Origin of the sequence: Citrobacter sp. Cf132, assembly GCF_030333885.1 — a bacterium.
Lineage (GTDB): Bacteria > Pseudomonadota > Gammaproteobacteria > Enterobacterales > Enterobacteriaceae > Citrobacter > Citrobacter freundii.
Map to the genome: position 1 here is coordinate 1 of NZ_JAOWFA010000011.1, position 978 is coordinate 978.

At 60.2% G+C, this 978-nt stretch carries 1 protein-coding gene; it reads right to left on the reverse strand.

Annotated elements, in window-relative coordinates:
* Window positions 1–978, reverse strand: a 978-nt coding sequence (gene mbeA, locus OGV85_RS24490; RefSeq protein ID WP_502873634.1) for a plasmid mobilization relaxase MbeA, incomplete at both ends; no start/stop codon positions are given.

Below are 978 nucleotides of genomic sequence, written 5' to 3' on the forward strand. Positions count from 1 at the left end.
TCCGCTACTCCTGTTTCAGGCGGATCCAGGTCGTCCCGTCGTAGGGGATGGCTTCGGCTTGCATCCCCGGCGGCAGGATAAGGAACCTCCGTCCGTCGTTGCTCTCCTGATAGCGTACTCCCCACGTCCGGGCGGTCATTTTCGCCAGGGTATCTTCCTGCTGACGAAGATGTGTGTAATTGTCGGTTATCTGCCGTCCCTGCCACCACAGAATGCTCCCGCTCGTGGCGATCAGCAGCGCTGACACCATCAGGATGGTGAGCCATGTCCTCCCGGCCGTCAGCAACACGCTCCGCCGGTTTTTCTCCATCGCCTCGCTCATACTCTGCTCGTGGGCGCTGATGGCGTCGCTGATTCTCCTCGCGCTTGCGTTCAGTTCCGCTCTGACAGACTGCTCGTGCTCGCTGAATGCGGCTTTCAGCATCTCGCCGGTACTCTTCTGCTGCGCTTTCGATTGCTGCTCTAAGTCCTTCGCCAGCGTTAAAAGACTGCTCATAGATGGCTCCCTTCAGTCGGATGTTTCGCCCCCCGTCAGGGTCGGCAATGCTGATACTGCTTTTCGTTGTACGCACCACCTCAAAACCTGCACCTTCAAGAGCCTCAGTGACGTCCTGACGGCTTTTCAGCTCCCCGGACGAGGCTAAGCTCAGCAGTCCACGGGTGATGGCTTCTGCGGCTTCCTGCTTCGTTTTCGGCAGTCCGGCCGGCGTGACCAGCGCCCGGCGGTTTTCCGGCGCGTTCGGGTCATGCAGCCCCAGTCTGCCGTTCACGATGGTCTGCCAGGCATCGATACGCGGCCGGTCGGCGCGGTCGTAGTACGGCTGGAGCCGCCTGCCGGTCAGCAGCTCGGTATTGGGGATCAGAAAGTTCAGCTCCAGACGCCCCTTGTCCTCGTGCTCCACCCACAGAATGCTGTACTGATCTTTATCAAGTCCGGGCATCAGAACCCGCTCGAAGCTGGCCATCAGTTTTTCCCGC